The sequence below is a fragment of the Pseudomonas tremae genome, assembly GCF_023278125.1.
GTDB classification, from domain to species: domain Bacteria; phylum Pseudomonadota; class Gammaproteobacteria; order Pseudomonadales; family Pseudomonadaceae; genus Aquipseudomonas; species Aquipseudomonas tremae.
The window spans coordinates 4,815,020-4,829,393 of the sequence record NZ_CP066270.1 but is presented as its reverse complement, the minus strand read 5'-3'; the positions used below and the strand labels follow the sequence as shown (position 1 = coordinate 4,829,393).

Below are 14,374 nucleotides of genomic sequence, written 5' to 3'. Positions count from 1 at the left end.
ACGGGGCTAGAGTTGGAACCAAAGTATGACGGTCTTCCTGGCTTACAGGCGTCATACCCACATAGAGAAGCAGCATGGAACGCGTGCCACCCCAGCCACATGATGGCTCTTCAGTATTGTTGGTTGTAGACGATTACCCGGAAAATCTGGTGACGATGTGCGCTGTTCTGCAAAGAACGGACTGGCACATCGTGACCGCCAGCTCAGGCATCGAGGCGCTGACGGTGCTTCTGGAGCAGGAAGTCGATCTGGTATTGCTGGACGTACAGATGCCGGGCATGGACGGCTTCGAGGTCGCGCGATTGATGCGTGGCAGTCAGCGTACCCGCCTTACTCCCATTATCTTCCTGACGGCCAACGAGCAGACCCAGGACGCTGTGCAGAAGGGATACGCAAACGGCGCGACGGATTACCTCTTCAAACCGTTCGACCCCAACGTGCTCAAGCCCAAGGTTCAGACCTTGCTGGAGCAGCAGCGTAATCGTCGTGCGCTGCAGCAGCTCTCCCAAGAGCTGGAGTCGGCCAGGGCCTTCAATGCATCGGTCTTGTCGAATGTGGCCGAAGGTATTCTGGTGGTGGAAGAAACAGGCCTGATCAGCTTTGCCAACCCCGCTATCTGCCAATTGCTGAACGCTTCGGTCGAGCAGCTCCGCGGAACCCGGGTGCTCGACTATATCGTCGAGCCGCAGGTGGGTGAGTGGCTGGATTCGGGGTTTTATCAACACTATCGCAAGTCAGACACCTACCGCGTTCACGATGCTGTGTTGCGCACTGCCCAAGGGGCGCAGTTGCCGGTTGCGTTGTCCTGCGCCGCGCTGCCTGCTGAGCAAAAGGCAATGGTGCTGACGGTGCTCGACATGTCGGTGGTCCGTGATCTGTACCAGCAGCTGGAAAAACAGGCCGTTACAGACGCCTTGACCGGTCTGCTCAATAGACGCGGTCTGTATCAAGCCGTTGAAAGCATGCTGTTGCGTAATGAGCAGGCGGATAAATACCTTGTCGTGCTGTTCATGGACCTGGACGGCTTCAAGCAAATCAACGACGCGCTCGGTCATGATGCAGGGGACCAGGTGTTGCTGTGGGTCGCGCAGCAATTCAAGGACTGCATGCGCCCTTATGATGTGCTGGCGCGGGTTGGCGGTGACGAATTTACCGTTGTTATCGATGGCCTTGACTACCCCGAGCAGGCCGCAAAAATTGCTGAAAAGCTCATCGATCGCGTGTCGGGCAGGCGGCAGGTCGATGGTGTCGATATAACCGTGGGCGCGAGTGTAGGCATTGCGACCTTTCCCGATTGCGGCTCAAACCTGGACGGCCTGCTGCGCGCAGCAGATATCGCCATGTACGAAGCCAAGCGCGCAGGACGCCAGCAATACCGGTTCTATGACCAGAACATGAACGGGCGCGCACGCTCGCGGCTAATGCTAGAAGAAAGCGTGCGCACGGCCATCGACGGCAAGGACTTTTCGGTGGTCTACCAGCCACAGATTAATATGGCGGACGGTCGGCTGCGCGGGTTCGAAGCGCTGCTGCGCTGGCAGCATCCGGCGGTAGGCGAGGTGCCTCCTGCATTGTTCATTCCCCTGCTGGAAGAAACGCGACTGATCAACAGGCTGGGCGGCTGGATCTTCGATCAGGGTGCCGAGCAGCGCCAGATATGGAGCGGGGTGTTTGCTTCGGATGTGGTCGTGAGTGTCTGCGTGAGCCCTACGCAGTTCTGCATGCCCAATCTGGCCTCGGAACTAAAGCGTGCGATGGACCGATTTGAACTGGAACCAGGGCAGCTGGAAGTGGAGATCACTGAAAGCTCACTGGTCAACAACCTGACGCACAGCCATAAACAGCTGGGTTTGTTGCACGATATCGGCGTACGCGTCGCGCTTGACGACTTTGGCACGGGGGAGTGCTCACTGTCGCACCTGCGTAATCTGCAACTGGACACGTTGAAGCTCGACCGACGCTTTGTGGCCAATATTGTAGGGTCCAAGCGAGAGTCGGCATTGGCCCGGAGCATCATCGATCTGAGTCGCAACCTCGACATGCTGGTCATTGCCGAGGGTGTAGAAACCCATGAGCAGTATCAGTGGCTGGCCGACAATGGCTGCCAGATCGTGCAGGGGTTTTTGATCTCTCACCCGATGGTTGCCGACGACGCCGTGCAGTTCCCGGCGCACTTTGAGCTGCCCGCCTTGAAGCGTGCCGGATTGCTGTAGAATGGCGCGCTTTCATGAGTGCGCCAGAGACCTATGACCGCGTCCAGCCATGCCTCGCTGAAGTACTTGCAGGCTTACCCGCAGGCCCTGCAGGATCAGGTGCAGCAACTGATCGAGCAGGGCCGCCTTGCGGACTATCTGCAACAACGCTACCCCGAGCGTCACCAGATTCAGAGTGACAAGGCGCTTTACGCGTATGCATTGGGATTGAAGCAGGACCACCTGCGCAACGCGCCGGCCATTAAAAAAGTGCTGTTCGATAATCGTCTGGACCTGACCCACCGTGCGCTCGGGTTGCACACCAAGATATCCAGAGTGCAGGGCGGCAAGCTCAAGGCTAGCAACGAGATTCGTGTAGCGGCCCTGTTCAAGGAAGCGCCCCCGGAGTTTCTGAACATGATCGTCGTCCATGAGCTGGCTCATTTTCGCGAGTCTGACCATAACAAAGCGTTTTATCAGTTATGCGAGCACATGTTGCCCGGCTATCACCAGCTGGAGTTCGACCTGCGCGTATACCTGACGTATCGCGACCTGCAGGCTGCCCGGGTGGCCCTCTGAACAACGTATGGAAAAAGGATTCGTCGATGGAGGTCAGCAAGACCAAAAGCAGTTTCTATCGCCGGTTGTACGTGGCGTACCTGATCGATTCGCAGATCGCCAGCAGCGTTCCCGAGCTGACCACAGTGACCGGCATGCCACGTCGCACTGCGCAGGACACCATCAGCGCGCTCGCCGATCTGGACATCGAGTGTGAATTCGAACAACAGGAAGGCGCCCGCAATCACGCCGGCAGCTATCGCATTCGCGACTGGGGAGCCATCGACAAGGCCTGGATTGCCAGCAACCTTGCCAGCATCAAGGCCGTGCTAGGGTATCCCTGAGGAACCGCTTGCAACTCAAGGCCGCCCCTAGTCCAGATCGCGACGCATGCCGATGTGCGGGATGTCGTCTTCCAGATATATCTCGCCGATCGGGTCGAAGCCGTATCGGCTGTAGTAGCCCTGCAGGTGGGCCTGAGCCGACAGGTAGATGGGCTGGTCTGGCCATTTTCGTTCGGCGTTTTCCAGTGCCTGGACCATCAATTCATGGCCGATGCCTCTGCTGCGGATCGACGGTGCGGTCACCACGCGGCCAATGGTCACGTCGCCGCCTTGCTGGATAGGATCGAGCAGGCGAAGGTAAGCCACCAGCTTGTCGCCCTGCCAAGCCATCAAGTGGCAGGTATCGCCTGTCAGGTCTTGTCCGTCCACGTCCAGATACACGCATTTCTGCTCGACCACAAACACCTCCGCCCGCAGTTGCAGCGCGGCATAGAGCTGCTGGATGCTCAGTTCGGTGTGATGTTTGCAGATCCATTCAATTGACATGTTGCAGACTCGCAGATAAACCAGAAGCGAAGTCTAAACGTATCCGGCGACATTCCCAATAAACGCTGTCATTCGAGTGCGTGAAGCTTTGCAGAATGTGTGTTTCCTGCAGGCTGTCTACTGACTGCTTCAGGGCTTCAATTATGTGCAGGCACGTTAATGAACAGTGGTTTTGCTGCCGATAGGATTGCATCGGCCTCGTCGATCTCTTCAGGAACCTGAGCATGTCGAATTTGCTTCGCGCGGTTGGGTTGCTGGTCTTCTTGCTGATGGCGCAAGCCGGTGCGGCGGAAAAGCTGCGTCTGGTCGCGGACCCCTGGCCGCCCTTTACCGATGCGCTGCTGCTCAATGGCGGCCTGGCCACCGATATTGTCACTACCGCGTTGCACCGCGCCGGGTACTCCACGGCCTACGAACAGGTGCCTTGGGCGCGGGCCATGCTGGGGTTGCGTGAAGGGCGTCACGACGTGCTGATCAATGCGTGGTTCAGCGAAGACCGTGAGAAAGTGGGCCAGTTTTCAACGGAGTACTTGCTCAACCGGATTCGCCTCATCAAGCGCAAGGAATCGCCTATGGGCAGCCTGACCCTTGAGCAGATGCATGATTACCGTATTGCTGTCGTGAGGGGGTACGCCTATTCACCCGCATTCGATAACGACGCATTGCTCAAGAAAGTTCTCGTGCAGAACTTCTCCTCGGCTGTGCGCATGCTGGCGGCCGACCGTGTCGACCTTGCGCTTGAAGACGAATACGTGGCCCGTTACAACCTGGGGCTTGAGTCTGAAGAGGTGCGCAATCGCGTCGCATTCGTCCCGGGATCGTTGAGCGAAAACAGCCTGCATATTCTGGTCAGTCTGAAAAATCCGGAGCATGCGCGAATCGTTGCTGATTTTGACCGGGAAATCGCGGCGATGAAAGCCGACGGTACTTACGAGGAACTGCTCAGACTGCACGGTCTGCAAGCGTCTCCGGAACCTTGATCAAGTGTGCTGCGAGGGTGCGCAGCGGCGCCAGTTGACGACAGATCAGCGCCAGTTGGGCTTGCACCAGGCGCTGGCTTTCGTCCATCTCTTCCGGAAGTTGCTCGAGTTGTGTGGCCAGCGCTTCCTCCGCATCGCTCTGTACCGCGACGGGTTTCTTCTCGGCCAGCCCGGAGGCTATTTCATCGATGCTCGCTGCCAGCGCGGGACCGACGTTGTCGATCAGGTGCTCGCGGATCTCGGCCGGCAACTGGGTGTCGCGATGCGCACCAAGCCCTGACAGATAGCTCAGCAAGGTGTGCGACAGCACCAGAAAGCGAAAGCCGACATCTGCTTCCTTGCGAAAGTGGCCGGGCTCCATGAGCATGTTCGCCAGCGTGGTCGACAAGGCGGCATCAGCGTTGTGGGCGTTGCGCCTGGCAAGCCGGTAGGCCAGATCGTCGCTTTTGCCGCTGGCGTACTGCTGCATGATCTGGCGCAGGTAGATGCTGTTGCAGGTCAGGGTATTGGCCAGCACCTTGTTCAGGCGTCGCCCTTGCCAGTCGGGCAGGAACAGGAACACCGCAAGGCCGGCGATGAGGCTGCCCAGCAGCGTATCGAACAGCCTTGGCAGAAACAAGCCGTAACCGTCCCCGACCTGATTGAAGCAGAACAACACCATCACCGTGATCGCGGCTGTCGACAGGGTATAGCGGGTGGTGCGGTTGACGAAGAACACCACGCCAGCCAGTACTGCGCACATCGATTGCAGAATCGGGCTGGTGACCAGGTCGAACAGTACCCAGCCGACCGTCAGACCAATCGCTGTGCCGATAATCCTTTGCCCAAGCTTGCGTCGGGTTGCGCCGTAACTCGGCTGGCAGACAAACACCGTGGTCAGGATGATCCAGTAGCCTTGCGAGGGGTGTATCAGGTGCACCATCGCATAGCCGATGGTCAGCGCCAGCGGTAGGCGCAGTGCATGGCGAAACAGCAGCGAAGTCGGGGTCATCTGCAGGCGCAGGCGCGTCCAGACATCTTTGAGATTGCGCGGTGAACGGTCCAGCAGGCTGCTGTCGGTGGCATCGGCGACGGCGTCCGGGTTGCTGGCGTCCCTGATCAGGCGGTCCAGCGTGCCGAGGTTGGCGGCCAGCGCTCGCAGCGAGCGCAGCAGGCCACGCCACGCGGGGTTGCTCTGGATACGCAGATGCTCAAGGGACGCCTGAAGGTCTTCCATGGCTTCGGCAAAGTGGGGGTCATAAACGAACGGCTGACGCAGCTGGATGGACTCTGAGAGCGCCTGACAGGCCACACCTTGCTGACGCAGCAGGCGCTGGCAGCGGAACAGCACGTCGCTGTGGAAAAAGGCCTCAGCCAGGGAGTTGTAGGGGTAATGCGACGAGCTGGCACGCTCGTGGATATCCTGCGCGATGAAGTACAGCTTCAGGTAGCGGCTGACCTTCGAGCCGGGACGGCCACTGCCGACGCGGTGCAGGATGATTTCCTTGGTGGCGTTCAGCGCCGCAACCACCCGGCCGTTCTGCTGCGCCAGTTCCAGGCGACGGGCCTCCACGTTGAGCGTGCGCAGCGGTTCGAACAGCGTCGATTTGAGCTTCAGGTACTGCCCCAGCTCACGGAACAGTCGCGCCAGCGCCTGCTGCACCGGCTGGTTGGAAAACAGCATCTGCCAGAGCACCGACAGCAGGCCGTACCAGGCTGCGCCCGCCACCAGCAACATTGGCTCATGCCAGAAGTCCAGCACCTCGCCGCCACGCTGATCGACGCCGATCATGGTGTAGACCGACAGAATCAGGGTGCCGTAGGCGATTGCGCCATAACGTTCGCCCAGCGCGCCGAGCATGGTCAGGCAAAAGCTGGCCAGTGCCAGTGAACAGACGAATAGCCAAGGATAGGGGAACAGCAGTTCGACGGCGAGGGCGGCAACACTGAAACACACCAGGGTCACTGCCAGGGCATTCAGCCGGCCCTGCCAGCTGTCGTCGGTCTCGGCCAGGGCACAGGCGATAATCCCCAGAAACAGCGGGATCAGCAGGGCCATCTCGTTTTGATACCAGCACAGCGCCATGCTGCCGGTCAGCGCGATAAAGACTCGAACGCTATAGCTGAATTTATCCAGCGCCCACAATCGACGGAGTGTATGACGGAGAGATTTCGATGCCATGGATAAGCTGACGGCCCTGTTCGCAATTGATCGATCCTGCAGGAGGATATGTACAGCCCAAACGGCGGGCTGTACATCTGCTTCGCAACATTTATACCGGTTTGCAGTGTCGCAATGTTACGTCACGTGCACTGCGTCACACGTACTGCGCAGCCGCATAGGCCGATGCCCATGCCCACTGGAAGTTGAAGCCGCCCAGGTGGCCACTCACGTCCAGCACTTCGCCAACGAAATAAAGGCCGGGGGATTTCAGCGACTCCATCGTCTTGGACGACACTTCACGGGTATCTATGCCGCCCAGCGTTACTTCGGCGGTGCGATAGCCTTCGGTGCCCGCCGGGACCAGCTGCCAGCTCGCCAGCCTTTCGGCGATATCGGCCAGTTCCGCGTGGGTGTACTGCTTCATGGGTTTGGACACGAACCAGTTTTCGGCGATCAGGTTGGCCATCTTCTTGGTGAATATTTCACCCAGCAGGGTTTTCAGTTCGCTGTTGGGGCGCTCTGCCTGCTGTTGCGTCAGCCAGGCCGAGGCATCGTGATCAGGCAGCAAGTTGATTTCCACTGTGTCGCCGGGCTGCCAGAACGAGGATATCTGCAAAATCGCGGGGCCACTGAGGCCGCGATGGGTGAACAGGATGTTTTCGCGAAAGCTGGTGTCGTTGCAGCTCACCAGACAATCGACCGATGTGCCGGACAGCTCGGTACACAGGTCCTTGAGCTGGTCGGTGATGGTGAACGGCACCAGCCCGGCGCGGGTCGGCAGCAGCGTGTGGCCGAACTGCTTGCCGACCTGATAACCGAAGCCTGTTGCGCCCAGCGTCGGGATCGACAGGCCGCCCGTGGCAATGACCAGTGATTCGCAGGTCAGCGTGCCCAGTGTGGTTTGCAGGCTGTAGCCGGCTTCGGTCTTGTCGATCTGCTGCACGGAAGTGTCCATGTGGAGGTCGACACCGGCTTGTCTACATTCCTCCAGAAGCATCTCCAGAATGTCGCTGGACTTGTTGTCGCAGAACAGCTGGCCGAGCTTTTTCTCGTGATAGGGCACGCCATGTTTGGCGACCATCGCAATGAAATCCCACTGTGTGTAGCGGGCCAGAGCCGATTTGCAGAAGTGCGAATTCTGCGACAGGAAATTGGCCGGCTCGGTGTACATATTGGTGAAGTTGCAGCGCCCGCCACCGGACATGAGGATTTTCTTGCCGGGTTTGTTGGCATGATCGATCAGCATCACCTTGCGCCCGCGAGCGGCAGCAGTGAACGCACACATCAAACCTGCGGCGCCAGCGCCAATGATTACAACGTCAGTAACGGGCACAGCGTGTTTCCTCGATCTTTAGGTCACGACCGTTCCCATGCTCCGCGTGGGAATGCCTCTCGTGATGCTCTGCGTCACATACCTGCGTCGCGCCACATATTCAAAATTGGACGCAGAGCGTCCAGAGCTGCGTCCCCACGCGGAGCATGGGGACGATAATGCAACTGACGACTATTTCAGAGAATCCGCACGCGCAACGACTTGCCTTTGATCTTGCCGTTGTTCAGACGCTCCAGCGCCTGCTTGGCCATGCTGCGTTCGACGGCGACATAGGCCTGGAAGTCGAAGATCGCGATCTTGCCGACCTGGGTGCCCGCAATACCGGCCTCGCCAGTCAGTGCGCCGAGTATGTCGCCCGGACGCAGTTTGTCCTTGCGGCCCGAGCCGATGCACAGCGTGGTCATGGCCGGCAGCAGCTTGCCACCTTCCTTGATGCTCAGCTTGTCGTATTGCTGCCAGTTCAACGGGGCTTTCTGCAATTCTTCGATGGCGCGCGCACGCTGGCTTTCGGACGGTGCCACAAGGCTGACCGCAATGCCTTTTTCGCCAGCGCGACCGGTACGGCCCACGCGGTGAATGTGAATTTCCGAATCGCGGGCCAGTTCGACGTTGAGCACCATGTCCAGCGCATCGATGTCCAGACCGCGTGCTGCTACGTCGGTGGCGACCAGTACCGAAGTACTGCGGTTGGCGAACATCGCCAGCACCTGGTCGCGGTCACGCTGCTCAAGGTCGCCATGCAGGCCGACTGCAGACATGCCCTTGGCGGTCAGGTGATCAACCACTTCCTGAACCTGCTGCTTGGTGAAGCAGAACGCAACGCAGGACGTTGGACGGAAATGGCCGATTACCTTGACCACTGCTTCCAGACGCTGCTCGGGGGAGATCTCGTAGAAAATCTGCTCGATCTGGCTGTCGGCGTGCAGCGCTTCGACTTTTACTGTCTGCGGGTCACGCATGAACTTCGAGGACAGCTGCTTGATGCCGACCGGGTAGGTGGCCGAGAACAGCAGGGTCTGGCGACGTTGTGGGGTCTGCTCGATGATGTCAGCGATGGAGTCGTAGAAGCCCATGTCGAGCATGCGGTCGGCTTCATCGAGAATCAGCGTGTTCAGGCCGTCAAGCACCAGCGAGCCTTTGCGCAGATGCTGCTGAATGCGGCCTGGCGTGCCGACGATGATGTGCGCGCCGTGCTCGAGCGAGCCGGTCTGCGGGCCGAAAGACACGCCGCCACACAGGGTCAGCACTTTGATGTTGTCTTCCGAGCGGGCCAGACGACGAATTTCCTTGGCCACCTGATCCGCCAGCTCGCGGGTCGGGCACATGACCAGTGCCTGGCAACCGAAGAAGCGCGGGTTGATCGGGTTGAGCAGGCCGATGCCGAACGCAGCGGTCTTGCCGCTACCGGTCTTGGCTTGCGCGATCAGGTCCATGCCCTTGAGGATCACCGGCAGGCTCTGCGCCTGGATCGGCGTCATCTCGGCATAACCAAGCGACTCCAGGTTAGCCAGCATGGCAGCAGACAGGGGCAGAGAATTGAAAGCGGTGTTAGTCACGACGGTGGACCTGCAAAACAAAAATGTCGCGCAGTGTATCACCCGCCAGCCAGACCTGGCACCGCGATGAAGATCGTAGGAGCGAGCTTGCTCGCGAAGGGGCCCGTACAGCCCCAGAAGATGGGGCGTCTGGACCATGGTCTTCGTGAGCAAGCTCACTCCCACAGGATCCAGCAATGAGCGCGGAGCATGGGGCGCGATAGCGAGGCAAAAAAATCCCCGCTGGAGGGCGGGGTTGAGGTTCGAGCGTGGCAGCTCGCAAAGGTGTACAGCGAGGCCCGCCATGCGGCGGGCCTGCCTGGCTTACAGCAGGATTGTGCGGATGTCCGCCAGCAATTCGCTCAAGCGTTTGGTGAAGCGTGCAGCAGCTGCGCCATTGATCACGCGGTGATCGTAGGACAGCGACAGCGGCAGCATCAGTTTCGGCTGGAAGGCTTTGCCGTCCCAGACTGGCTGGATGGTTGCCTTGGAAACACCAAGGATCGCCACTTCCGGCGCGTTGACGATCGGCGTGAAGCCGGTGCCGCCAATGTGGCCGAGGCTGGAGATGGTGAAGCAAGCGCCCTGCATGTCGTTCGCAGTGAGTTTCTTGTTACGCGCTTTTTCAGCCAGTGCAGCGGCTTCAGCGGCCAACTGCAGCAGGCTCTTCTGATCGACGTCGCGGATAACCGGGACCAGCAGGCCATCCGGGGTGTCCACGGCGAAGCCGATGTGCACGTATTTCTTGCGGATTACAGCCTTGCCGCTTGGTGCCAGCGAAGCGTTGAAGTCCGGCAGCTCCTTGAGCAGGTGCGCGCAGGACTTGAGCAGCAAAGGCAACACGGTCAGCTTGACGCCAGCCTTCTCGGCAGCGCCTTTCTGCGCAACACGGAAAGCTTCCAGGTCGGTGATGTCGGCCTGATCGAATTGCGTGACGTGCGGAATGTTCAGCCAGCTGCGGTGCAGACCCGATGCGCCCAGTTGCATCAGACGCGTCATCGGCACTTCTTCGATTTCGCCGAAACGGCTGAAATCGACTTCCGGAATCGGCGGGATACCCGAGCCGCCGCTTGCGCCGCCAGCTGGAGCTTCCTTGGCTTTCTGCATCATGGTCTTGACGTAAGCCTGAACGTCTTCCTTCAGCACGCGGCCGTGAGGGCCGGTGGCGCTGACCGCGTTCAGCTCGACGCCGAACTCGCGCGCCAGCTGACGAACGGCCGGGCCTGCATGAACCTTGGCGCCGTCTTTTGCTGGTGCGGCCGGAGCGGGTGCAGCTTCGGCTTTAGGTGCAGGAGCTGCTGCCGGGGCAGCCGCTTCAGCCTTGGCCGGAGCAGCAGCTGGAGCGCTGGCAGCAGGTGCCGGTGCAGCGGCAGGCGCAGCGCCTTCGACTTTCAGCTTCAGAATCAGGTCGCCGGTGCCGACTTCCTGATCCAGTTTGACTTCAATGCTTTCAACGACGCCTGCCGCAGGAGATGGAATCTCCATGCTGGCCTTGTCTGACTCCAGGGTGATCAGTGACTGATCAGCCTGAATGGAGTCGCCGACCTTGACCATCAGTTCGATGATCTTGGCCTTGCCCGAAGAGCCGATGTCCGGGACATGAATGTCCTGAACGGTGGCAGCTGCAGCTGGCGCTGGTTCGGCGGCGGCAGGCGCAGCTTCGGCAGGCTTTTCAGCAGCGGCAGGGGCGGCGGCAGCTGCAGGTTCGGCAGCAGGGGCAGGCGCCGCAGATGCTTCACCTTCCACTTCCAGTTCGAACAGCTCGTCGCCTTCTTTCAAGCGGTCGCCCAGCTTGACCTTCATGGCCTTGATGACGCCAGTCTTGGGAGCAGGGATTTCCATGCTCGCCTTGTCCGATTCAAGCGTCAGAACGCTCTGGTCAGCTTCGATGCGATCACCGACCTTGACCATCAGCTCAATGACTTCGCCTTCACCGTTGCCGATGTCGGGTACGCGAATTAACTCACTCACTATGTCTCTCCTCAGGAGAACCTGTTCACTCACGAATACGCTGGTTCAGTTACAACGAAACAGCGTTGGATGCTCATTTACGGTGGGTAAATTCCGCATCCTCGGCTGTCTACGCTCTGATCAGCGCTCTTGAAGCAGACTCTTAGCAGTCCAGTGGATTGCGTTTTTCAGGATCGATGCCGAACTTGGCAATGGCTTCCGCCACGACCTTGGGTTCGATATCGCCACGATCAGCCAAGGCTTCCAGGGCGGCCAGCACCACGAAGTGGCGATCGACTTCAAAGAAGTGACGCAGCTTCTTGCGGCTGTCGCTACGGCCGAAACCGTCGGTGCCCAGGACTTTGTATTCCTTGGTTGGAACCCACTGACGAATCTGGTCAGCGAACAGTTTCATGTAGTCAGTCGACGCGATGACCGGACCTTTGCGACCGTTGAGGCATTCCTCGACATAGCTCAGTTCCGGCTTCTGGCCAGGGTGCAGGCGGTTGTTGCGCTCTACAGCCAGGCCGTCGCGGCGCAGTTCGTTGAAGCTGGTAACGCTCCACACGTCAGCGCCGATGTTGAACTCGTCACGGAGAATCTTCGCCGCTTCGCGTACTTCACGCAGGATGGTGCCCGAGCCCAGCAACTGGACGTGGTGCGCCGCTTCCCGGGTGTCTTCTTCGAGCAGGTACATGCCCTTGACGATACCTTCCTCGACACCGGCCGGCATGGCTGGCTGAGCGTAGGACTCGTTCATCACGGTCAGGTAGTAGAAAACATCCTGCTGTTCTTCGAACATCCGACGCATGCCGTCCTGGATGATCACTGCCAGTTCGTAGCCGTAAGTCGGGTCGAAGGTGCGGCAGTTCGGGATGGTCGATGCCAGGATATGGCTGTGACCGTCTTCGTGCTGCAGACCTTCGCCGTTCAGCGTAGTACGCCCGGCGGTGCCGCCAATCAGGAAGCCACGGGTGCGGCTGTCGCCAGCGGCCCAGGCCAAGTCGCCGATACGCTGGAAACCGAACATCGAGTAGAAGATGTAGAACGGAATCATCGGCTGGTTGTGGCTGGAGTACGAAGTACCGGCAGCGATGAAGGAGGACATGGCGCCCGCTTCGTTGATGCCTTCTTCGAGAATCTGGCCTTTCTTGTCTTCGCGATAGAACATCACCTGTTCTTTATCGACTGGCTCGTAGAGCTGGCCGACAGACGAGTAGATGCCCAGTTGGCGGAACATGCCTTCCATGCCGAAGGTACGGGCTTCGTCCGGGATGATCGGCACGATGCGCTGGCCGATTTCCTTGTCCTTGACCAGTTGCGTCAGGATGCGCACGAACGCCATGGTGGTGGAGATTTCACGGTCGCCCGAGCCGTCAAGGATGGCCTTGAGGGTGTCGAGTGGCGGGGTTGGCAGGCTGAAGCTCTGCGCGCGACGCTGAGGTACGAAGCCGCCCAGTGCTGCGCGACGCTCGCTCAGATAGCGGGCCTCGGCGCTTCCTTCTTCCGGCTTGTAGAACGGCAGGGCTTCCAGCTCGGAATCCTTGACCGGGATGTCGAAGCGATCACGGAAGTGACGCAGGCTGTCGACATCTACCTTCTTGGTGTTGTGCGCAGTGTTTTTCGCTTCGCCAGCACCTGTGCCGTAACCTTTGATGGTCTTGGCCAGAACCACGGTCGGCTGACCCTTGTGGTTGACGGCTTCGTGGTACGCCGCGTAGACCTTGTACGGGTCGTGACCGCCACGGTTGAGCTTCCAGATCTCGTCGTCGGACAGATCGGCAACCATCGCTTTCAGTTCAGGCGAGTTGAAGAAGTGCTCGCGGACGAACGCGCCGTCCTTGGCCTTGTAGTTCTGGTATTCGCCGTCGATGACTTCGTCCATGCGACGTTGCAGGATACCATCGACGTCCTTGGCCAGCAGCGGGTCCCAGAAGCGGCCCCAGATGACTTTGGTGACGTTCCACTGAGCGCCACGGAACACGCCTTCCAGTTCCTGGATGATCTTGGCGTTGCCGCGAACCGGGCCGTCGAGGCGCTGCAGGTTGCAGTTGACGACGAAAATCAGGTTGTCGAGCTTCTCGCGACCGGCCAGGGCGATGGCGCCCAGGGATTCCGGCTCGTCGGTCTCGCCGTCACCCAGGAAGCACCAGACCTTCTGCTTGCCTTCCGGAATGTAACCGCGGTGCTCCAGGTACTTCATGAAGCGTGCCTGGTAGATTGCCTGAATCGGGCCAAGGCCCATCGATACAGTCGGGAACTGCCAGAAATCCTTCATCAGCCACGGGTGTGGGTAAGAAGACAGACCATTGCCGTCGACTTCCTGACGGAAGTTGTTCATCTGGTCTTCAGTGATGCGACCTTCCAGGAATGCACGGGCGTAGACGCCTGGCGATGCATGGCCCTGGAAGTAGATCAGGTCGCCGCCGTGTTCGTCGGTCGGGGCCTGGAAGAAATAGTTGAAACCGATGTCATACAACGTGGCGCTGGAGGCGAAGCTGGAGATGTGGCCGCCCAGATCCGGGTCGCCGATGTTGGTTTTGACAACCATGGCCAATGCGTTCCAGCGCACCAGCGAGCGAATGCGGCGTTCCATGAACAGGTCGCCAGGCATGCGTGCTTCGTGGGTGACAGGAATCGTGTTGCGGTATGGCGTGGTGATGGCGTACGGCAGCTGCGAGCCACTACGGGTGGCCAGCTCGCCCAGACGGGTCATCAGGTAGTGAGCGCGGTCTTCGCCTTCTTTGTCGAGAACCGATTCCAGGGCGTCCAGCCATTCCTGGGTTTCGACGGGATCGAGGTCTTGCATGGCTTGCTCCAGGGCGGAAAGGCTTCCAGAATCGGTTGCCTGAG

General features: G+C 59.6%; 10 protein-coding genes. 4 read left to right on the top strand and 6 right to left on the bottom strand.

Annotation, left to right across the window (positions count from 1 at the left end; all coding sequences use genetic code 11):
- Nucleotides 1-74 precede the first annotated feature (74 nt).
- Genes I9H09_RS21785 through I9H09_RS21775 form a run of 3 tightly spaced genes read left to right on the top strand, consistent with a single transcriptional unit; the run spans nt 75 to nt 3,094 of the window.
- Entirely contained in the window at nt 75-2,213 is a 2,139-nt protein-coding gene (locus tag I9H09_RS21785; protein WP_053931599.1) for an EAL domain-containing protein, read from the top strand.
- A gap of 33 nt (nt 2,214-2,246) precedes the next feature.
- Nucleotides 2,247-2,771, top strand: a complete 525-nt coding sequence (locus I9H09_RS21780) for a M48 metallopeptidase family protein (protein ID WP_005888394.1) — start codon at nt 2,247-2,249, stop codon at nt 2,769-2,771.
- A 26-nt stretch (nt 2,772-2,797) separates the two neighbouring features.
- Nucleotides 2,798-3,094, top strand: coding sequence for a winged helix-turn-helix domain-containing protein (locus I9H09_RS21775; RefSeq protein ID WP_005888396.1), 297 nt, complete (start codon nt 2,798-2,800; stop codon nt 3,092-3,094).
- A gap of 27 nt (nt 3,095-3,121) precedes the next feature.
- Here the strand turns inward: I9H09_RS21775 and I9H09_RS21770 are convergent, their stop codons facing one another.
- Nucleotides 3,122-3,580 (bottom strand): GNAT family N-acetyltransferase, encoded by a 459-nt coding sequence (locus tag I9H09_RS21770; RefSeq protein WP_005888399.1) that lies wholly within the window; start codon nt 3,578-3,580, stop codon nt 3,122-3,124.
- A 224-nt stretch (nt 3,581-3,804) separates the two neighbouring features.
- Here I9H09_RS21770 and I9H09_RS21765 point away from each other — a divergent pair, with 224 nt between their 5' ends.
- Nucleotides 3,805-4,560: a substrate-binding periplasmic protein gene (locus tag I9H09_RS21765; RefSeq protein WP_005888400.1), complete on the top strand. Its 756-nt coding sequence runs from the start codon at nt 3,805-3,807 to the stop codon at nt 4,558-4,560.
- Here the strand turns inward: I9H09_RS21765 and yccS are convergent.
- The 5 genes from yccS to aceE all read right to left on the bottom strand — a co-directional run bounded on the left by yccS (nt 4,523) and on the right by aceE (nt 14,330).
- Nucleotides 4,523-6,721 (bottom strand): YccS family putative transporter, encoded by a 2,199-nt coding sequence (yccS, locus tag I9H09_RS21760; RefSeq protein WP_122312944.1) that lies wholly within the window; start codon nt 6,719-6,721, stop codon nt 4,523-4,525. The two genes, I9H09_RS21765 and yccS, sit on opposite strands and share 38 nt — an antisense overlap.
- 136 nt (nt 6,722-6,857) lie before the next feature.
- Nucleotides 6,858-8,036 (bottom strand): BaiN/RdsA family NAD(P)/FAD-dependent oxidoreductase, encoded by a 1,179-nt coding sequence (locus tag I9H09_RS21755; RefSeq protein WP_005888405.1) that lies wholly within the window; start codon nt 8,034-8,036, stop codon nt 6,858-6,860.
- A gap of 176 nt (nt 8,037-8,212) precedes the next feature.
- Nucleotides 8,213-9,592 carry an ATP-dependent RNA helicase DbpA gene (gene dbpA, locus I9H09_RS21750; protein WP_122347235.1) on the bottom strand — a complete coding sequence of 460 codons (1,380 nt, stop codon included), beginning with the start codon at nt 9,590-9,592 and terminating at the stop codon, nt 8,213-8,215.
- A gap of 303 nt (nt 9,593-9,895) precedes the next feature.
- The gene (aceF, locus tag I9H09_RS21745) at nt 9,896-11,542 is read right to left on the bottom strand and encodes a dihydrolipoyllysine-residue acetyltransferase (protein WP_024668634.1); all 1,647 of its coding nucleotides are present in this window, start codon (nt 11,540-11,542) and stop codon (nt 9,896-9,898) included.
- A gap of 142 nt (nt 11,543-11,684) precedes the next feature.
- Nucleotides 11,685-14,330 (bottom strand): pyruvate dehydrogenase (acetyl-transferring), homodimeric type, encoded by a 2,646-nt coding sequence (gene aceE / locus I9H09_RS21740; protein WP_024668635.1) that lies wholly within the window; start codon nt 14,328-14,330, stop codon nt 11,685-11,687.
- Nucleotides 14,331-14,374 lie beyond the last annotated feature (44 nt).